7 protein-coding genes are annotated in these 6,331 nt (G+C 60.2%); 4 read left to right on the top strand and 3 right to left on the bottom strand.

The annotated features are described in order from the left end of the window. Window positions 1-47 precede the first annotated feature (47 nt). The 3 genes from JZ00_RS27465 to JZ00_RS27455 all read right to left on the bottom strand — a co-directional run bounded on the left by JZ00_RS27465 (window position 48) and on the right by JZ00_RS27455 (window position 2,657). Window positions 48-335 (bottom strand): type II toxin-antitoxin system RelE family toxin, encoded by a 288-nt coding sequence (locus JZ00_RS27465; protein WP_039594364.1) that lies wholly within the window; start codon window positions 333-335, stop codon window positions 48-50. An 11-nt stretch (window positions 336-346) separates the two neighbouring features. Continuing rightward, complete coding sequence (locus JZ00_RS27460; protein ID WP_039594363.1) at window positions 347-637, bottom strand: Phd-YefM; 291 nt, start codon at window positions 635-637, stop codon at window positions 347-349. A 178-nt stretch (window positions 638-815) separates the two neighbouring features. Beyond that, the gene (locus JZ00_RS27455) at window positions 816-2,657 is read right to left on the bottom strand and encodes a potassium transporter Kup (RefSeq protein ID WP_411829984.1); all 1,842 of its coding nucleotides are present in this window, start codon (window positions 2,655-2,657) and stop codon (window positions 816-818) included. Between the two features lie 334 nt (window positions 2,658-2,991). On the opposite strand from JZ00_RS27455, the gene rimO reads away from it, so the two are divergent. The 4 genes from rimO to JZ00_RS27435 all read left to right on the top strand — a co-directional run bounded on the left by rimO (window position 2,992) and on the right by JZ00_RS27435 (window position 6,254). Next, window positions 2,992-4,332 (top strand): 30S ribosomal protein S12 methylthiotransferase RimO, encoded by a 1,341-nt coding sequence (gene rimO / locus JZ00_RS27450; RefSeq protein WP_039594361.1) that lies wholly within the window; start codon window positions 2,992-2,994, stop codon window positions 4,330-4,332. 137 nt (window positions 4,333-4,469) lie between these two features. Further along, window positions 4,470-4,943, top strand: coding sequence for a GNAT family N-acetyltransferase (locus JZ00_RS27445; protein WP_039594360.1), 474 nt, complete (start codon window positions 4,470-4,472; stop codon window positions 4,941-4,943). An 81-nt stretch (window positions 4,944-5,024) separates the two neighbouring features. Further along, complete coding sequence (locus JZ00_RS27440; RefSeq protein WP_039594359.1) at window positions 5,025-5,735, top strand: rRNA pseudouridine synthase; 711 nt, start codon at window positions 5,025-5,027, stop codon at window positions 5,733-5,735. Between the two features lie 57 nt (window positions 5,736-5,792). After that, entirely contained in the window at window positions 5,793-6,254 is a 462-nt protein-coding gene (locus JZ00_RS27435) for a YehS family protein (protein ID WP_039594358.1), read from the top strand. The last annotated feature ends 77 nt before the right edge of the window (window positions 6,255-6,331 follow it).

Raw genomic sequence — 6,331 nt, 5'->3', positions numbered from 1 at the left:
CAAACCCGAAAAAAGCCCCCACCGCCGCAAGGCAATGGGGGCTTTTGTTAACGGCGACGTTCTGCCGCGTCATACACCTCTTTATCTCGCCGCGCGCCAACGGCAACTATCAGCACCTGAATGGCTTTTCCGTCGACCCTGTAAACAATTCGAGTATCACCCGTTCGGATCCTTCGGCATCCAGCCAGGCTGGCCCTGAGCGGCTTGCCGGTTTTGTCCGGCTCGCCATTGATGATCCGCTCTTCGATGACATCAAGGATACGGTTCGCCGCCGCAGCACCCAACTGATCCAGATCGTCTTGAACCTCCGGATGGTAAATAACGTCCCAAGCCATTCACCGCCCCTTCAGTCGTTCTTGGCATACCGCGCCCGCATATCCTCATGACTGACGGCCTTGGTCTGATCGAAACTGATCAGCCGTTCGCGAGCCGTCGCCTCGACGCGAAGGTTTTCCAGCTCATCGAGCATTTCCTGATATGCATCGACGTTGATGATCACCGCTGCGGGTTCATTGTCCTTGAAGATCACCAGCCTTTCGGTTGCACGACTCGATACTTCCTTGAGCTTCGCGCTGAACCCCCTGACCATTGCAGTAACGGATATCGCTTGATCAGCCCGCTCCAGTAGTGCTGCCATGTCCCACCTCCCTCCACCTGAATATGCGTATTTAAATACACATCTTTATCTGCGAAATATTACGTCACATCAGACACAAATCAAGTCAAGAAAAAACCAACCGACCGAATGCCCAGGAGCCTCCCACAAAAAAGCCCCCGCCGCCGTAAGGCAACGAGGGCTTTTTGTTTCCCGGTGTCTACATCTCCACCTGTGTCCCGAGCTCAATCACCCGATTCAACGGCAGATTGAAGAAACGCAGGTTGCCGTTGGCATTCTTCAACATGAAGGCGAACAACGACTCACGCCAGCGAGCCATGCCTTCGAGCTTGGAGGCGATGACCGTCTCGCGGCTGAGGAAATACGTCGTGCGCATCGGGCTGAAATCCAAATCATCCAGATGGCAGAGCTTGAGCGCCTCGGGCACGTCCGGCTCGTCGGTGAAGCCGAAGTGCAGAATCACGCGGAAGAATCCGTCGCCGTAAGCATCGACCTCGAAGCGCCGCTGCGGTGGTACGCGGGGGATGTCTTCGTACACCACTGTCAACAACACCACCTGCTCATGCAGCACTTGGTTGTGCAACAGGTTGTGCAGCAGCGCGTGAGGCACGGCGTCCGAGCGTGCGGTCAGGAACACCGCCGTGCCCTGCACCCGATGAGGCGGCTGGACGCGGATGCTGCTGATGAAGATCGGCAGCGGCAGCGCCCCTTCGTCCAGGCGCTCCACCAGCAGCTGCTTGCCACGCTTCCAGGTGGTCATCAACACGAACAACGCGATGCCGGCAACCACCGGGAACGCACCGCCCTGGATGATCTTCGGCACGTTGGCGGCAAAATACAGCCCGTCCACCAACAGAAAACCGAACAGCACCGGTACCGCCAGCAGCGGCGGCCATTTCCACAGCAGCAGGATCACGGCGGAGACCAGGATCGTAGTCATCAGCATCGTGCCCGTCACCGCCACGCCGTAGGCCGAAGCCAGCGCACCGGACGACTCGAAGCCCAGCACCAGCAGCACCACACCGACCATCAGCGACCAGTTCACCGCACCGATGTAGATCTGGCCCTGCTCGGCACTGGAAGTGTGCTGGATGTACATGCGCGGGATGTAGCCGAGCTGGATCGCCTGGCGTGTCAGCGAAAACGCGCCGGAAATTACCGCTTGCGAGGCAATAACCGTGGCCAGCGTCGCCAGGCCCACCAAGGGTAGCAATGCCCAACTCGGTGCCAACAGATAAAAAGGGTTGCGTGCCGCTTCCGGATCGCCAAGCAGCAAGGCGCCCTGGCCGAAATAGTTGAGCATCAGGCCTGGCAGCACGAGGAGGAACCAGGCGCGCGCGATCGGTTTGCGGCCGAAGTGGCCCATGTCGGCATACAGCGCTTCGGCGCCGGTCAATGCGAGCACCACGGCGCCGAGGATCGCCACGCCCATGCCCGGGTGCACGACAAAAAAGCGCACGGCCCACGCCGGATTTACGGCCTGCAACACTTCGGGATGCTGGCTGATGCCATACACACCCAGGGCCCCCAGGACCAGGAACCAGGTCACCATGATCGGGCCGAAGAGGATGCCGATCCGCGCGGTGCCGTGGCGCTGGATCAGGAACAACGCCACCAGCACCACCAACGACAGCGGCACCACCCAATGGTCGATGCCCTCGAACGCCAAGCCGAGGCCTTCAATTGCCGAAAGTACCGAGATCGCCGGGGTGATCATGCTGTCGCCATAGAACAGCGCAGCACCGATCAAGCCGCAGACCACCAGGAATGTACGCAACCGTGCCCTGCCAGCCGCCGCGCGCCGTGCCAGGGCGGTCAACGCCATGATGCCGCCCTCGCCCTGGTTATCGGCGCGCAGGACGAACATCATGTACTTGATCGACACGACCCAGATCAGCGACCAGAAAATCAGTGACAGGATCCCCAGTACCCCGTCATGGTTGACGGGCACGCCATAACCACCGGAAAACACTTCTTTAAGGGTATACAGCGGGCTCGTACCGATGTCGCCATAAACCACCCCGACCGCAGCGACCAGCATGCTCAGCGGCTTGGCTGCCGAATGCTCGGCGCCCGCCGCCTGACTACTTGCATGACCCATCCAACACTCCTGATTTGCAGACCTGCCTTCTTGAAAGAAGCCGTACGCTTTGTGAAACAGCATGGGCTGTTTTACGCTTTGTTACAGACATTTTGTTGACTGCAACAATCGCCAGAAGGCAACGGCGCGAAGCATAGCGCAGCACTCGTCGCATTTCCCGGTATAAAGCTGGTCAAGTGCGACGACCACGGATAGAATTGCGCACTTTTTGATCAGAGGCGCGCCAGGCGCCCTGTCTCGACAAGAGACGATCCCCCTTACACCGAGGTTAGACATGTCCACCACTACCGCGCCAGCCAATCCCAAGGTTGGCTTCGTATCCCTGGGTTGCCCGAAAGCGCTGGTCGACTCCGAGCGCATCCTGACCCAGCTGCGCATGGAAGGTTATGACGTTGTGTCCACCTACCAGGACGCCGACGTGGTGGTGGTCAACACCTGTGGCTTCATCGATTCGGCCAAGGCCGAATCCCTTGAAGTGATCGGTGAAGCCATCAAGGAAAACGGCAAGGTCATCGTGACCGGTTGCATGGGCGTGGAAGAAGGCAATATCCGCGACGTGCACCCGAGCGTGTTGTCCGTGACCGGGCCGCAGCAGTACGAGCAAGTGGTCAACGCCGTGCACGAAGTCGTGCCGCCGCGCCAGGACCACAACCCGCTGATCGACCTGGTGCCGCCGCAAGGCATCAAGCTGACCCCGCGCCACTATGCCTACTTGAAGATTTCCGAAGGCTGCAACCATAGCTGCAGCTTCTGCATCATCCCGTCGATGCGCGGCAAACTGGTAAGCCGCCCGGTGGGCGACGTGCTCGACGAGGCCCAGCGCCTGGTCAAGGCCGGGGTCAAGGAACTGCTGGTGATTTCCCAGGACACCAGCGCCTACGGTGTAGACGTGAAATACCGCACTGGCTTCTGGAACGGCGCGCCGGTGAAAACCCGCATGACCGAGCTGTGCGAAGCCCTCAGCACCCTCGGCGTCTGGGTCCGCCTGCATTACGTCTACCCGTACCCGCACGTCGACGAGTTGATCCCGCTGATGGCAGCCGGCAAGATCCTGCCGTACCTGGACATTCCGTTCCAGCATGCCAGCCCGAAAGTCCTCAAGGCCATGAAACGCCCGGCCTTCGAAGACAAGACCCTGGCGCGCATCAAGAACTGGCGTGAAATCTGCCCGGACCTGATCATCCGCTCCACTTTCATCGTCGGCTTCCCCGGCGAAACCGAAGAAGACTTCCAGTACCTGCTGGACTGGCTGACCGAAGCCCAGCTCGACCGCGTCGGCTGCTTCCAGTACTCGCCCGTCGAAGGCGCACCGGCCAATGACCTGAACCTGGATGTGGTGCCGGACGACGTCAAGCAGGACCGTTGGGAGCGCTTCATGGCGCACCAGCAGGCCATCAGCTCGGCGCGCCTGCAGATGCGCATCGGCCGCGAAATCGAAGTGCTGGTGGACGAAGTCGACGAACAAGGCGCCGTGGGCCGTTGCTTCTTCGACGCTCCGGAAATCGACGGCAACGTCTTCATCGACAACGGCAACAACCTCAAGCCGGGCGACAAGGTCTGGTGCAAGGTTACCGACGCCGACGAGTATGATTTGTGGGCTGAGCAGATCGGCTGATCTGCAGCCTCGCAGATTCACGACGGGTTGTTCCAACAACCAAAAAATTGAAAGCCCCGCTCTTGCAACAAGATGCGGGGCTTTTTTACGGCTATCGTATGCAGACATGAAAACTCCACCACAAGGAACAGGCGGACATGCGCCAGCATTCGGTCATCTGCACACCGAAACCGAGCGATTACCAGGAATTGACCCGCGTCTGGGAGGCATCGGTACGGGCCACCCACGATTTCCTGCCCGACAGCTATATCGAGCTGCTGAAAAACCTCGTGCTCACGCGTTACCTGGACGCGGTGATGCTCATCTGCACCCGGGATTCACGACAGCGCATCACGGGCTTCGCCGGGGTCGCGGCCGGCAAGATCGAAATGCTGTTCATCGACCCCGAGCATCGCGGCCAAGGCCTGGGCAAACAATTGCTTCGCTATGCCATCGAACACTTGAACGCCGATGAACTGGACGTCAATGAACAGAACCCTCAGGCCCTCGGTTTCTACCTCAAGCAAGGGTTCGAGGTCGTCGGTCGTTCGGCCAAGGATGGCATGGACCAGCCCTACCCGCTGCTGCACATGCGTTACAAGCAGCCCGACCTGAAGGCTGGGCGCGGCTAAAAACGGCATGAGGCAAATGGACCCGCGATTAACCGGCGCCAGACAGGTACAATGCCCACCCCTTTTTGTTACGGCCCCGTCATGACTGACCCGATTCGTCTCTCCAAGCGTCTCATCGAACTCGTCGGCTGCTCCCGTCGGGAGGCTGAGCTGTTCATCGAGGGCGGCTGGGTCACCGTGGACGGCGAAGTCATCGATGAACCGCAGTTCAAGGTCACCACCCAAAAGGTCGAACTCGACCCCGAAGCCAAGGCCACCGCGCCGGAGCCTGTGACCATCCTGATGAACGTCCCGGCGGGCATGGACGTCGACACGGCCATGGCGACCCTGGGACCGCAGACCTTGAGCGAAGAACATCGCTTCGGCAAGCGGCCGCTCAAGGGCCACTTCCTGCGCCTGACCGCCAGCGCCGATTTGCAGGCCGGCGCCAGTGGGCTCCTGGTGTTTACCCAGGACTGGAAAATCCTGCGCAAGCTGACGGCCGACGCGGCCAAGATCGAGCAGGAATACGTAGTGGAGGTCGAGGGTGAGATGGTCGCCCACGGCCTCAATCGCTTGAACCACGGGCTGACCTACAAAGGCAAGGAGTTGCCGGCGGTCAAGGCCAGTTGGCAAAACGAAAACCGCCTGCGCTTCGCCATGAAAAACCCGCAACCGGGCGTGATCGCGCTGTTTTGCCAGGCCGTCGGCCTGAAGGTCGTCGCCATCCGCCGCATCCGCATCGGCGGCGTGTCCATCGGCAAGGTGCCCCTGGGCCAGTGGCGCTACCTGTCTGCCAAAGAGAAATTCTAACTTCCCCGGCGCCGCACCGAACCGGGCGCCCACTGCCGATTCATCAGGATTGCACACATGATTCACAACGACGTACTGCGCAGCGTGCGCTACATGCTCGACATCAGCGACAAGAAAGTCATCGAGATCATCAAGCTGGGCGGCCTGGACGTCACCCTGGCGGACCTGGCCGGCTACCTCAAGAAAGATGAGGAAGAAGGCTTTGTGTTCTGCCCCGACCTGGTCATGGCTCATTTTCTTGATGGCCTGGTGATTTTCAAGCGCGGCAAGGATGAAAGCCGTCCGCCACAGCCGATCGAAGTACCGGTCACTAACAACATCATCCTGAAGAAACTGCGCGTGGCCTTCGAGCTGAAGGAAGACGACATGCACGCCATCCTCAAGGCCGCCGAGTTCCCGGTGTCCAAGCCGGAACTGAGCGCGCTGTTTCGCAAGTTCGGCCACACCAACTACCGCCCGTGCGGCGATCAGTTGCTGCGCAATTTCCTCAAGGGCCTGACGCTGCGCGTGCGCGGCTAATGCCGAAGGGCTGTCGATTCTTGACGCGCTACTGATGTCGGCAGAGCTCTTGTGGCGAGGGGGTTTATCCCCTCGCC

The organism is Pseudomonas frederiksbergensis (assembly GCF_000802155.2).
Taxonomy (GTDB): domain Bacteria; phylum Pseudomonadota; class Gammaproteobacteria; order Pseudomonadales; family Pseudomonadaceae; genus Aquipseudomonas; species Aquipseudomonas frederiksbergensis_A.
The sequence above is the reverse complement of the archived record's forward strand: the minus strand, read 5'-3'. Positions and strand labels throughout refer to the sequence as shown.

Excerpts from the sequence above, each read along its gene's own strand:
- JZ00_RS27465 (WP_039594364.1), bottom strand. The coding sequence starts at position 335 with ATGGCTTGGGACGTTATTTACCATCCGGAGGTTCAAGACGATCTGGAT.
- rimO (WP_039594361.1), top strand. The coding sequence starts at position 2,992 with ATGTCCACCACTACCGCGCCAGCCAATCCCAAGGTTGGCTTCGTATCC.
- JZ00_RS27445 (WP_039594360.1), top strand. The coding sequence starts at position 4,470 with ATGCGCCAGCATTCGGTCATCTGCACACCGAAACCGAGCGATTACCAG.
- JZ00_RS27435 (WP_039594358.1), top strand. The coding sequence starts at position 5,793 with ATGATTCACAACGACGTACTGCGCAGCGTGCGCTACATGCTCGACATC.
- JZ00_RS27440 (WP_039594359.1), top strand. The coding sequence starts at position 5,025 with ATGACTGACCCGATTCGTCTCTCCAAGCGTCTCATCGAACTCGTCGGC.
- JZ00_RS27460 (WP_039594363.1), bottom strand. The coding sequence starts at position 637 with ATGGCAGCACTACTGGAGCGGGCTGATCAAGCGATATCCGTTACTGCA.
- JZ00_RS27455 (WP_411829984.1), bottom strand. The coding sequence starts at position 2,657 with ATGCTGGTCGCTGCGGTCGGGGTGGTTTATGGCGACATCGGTACGAGC.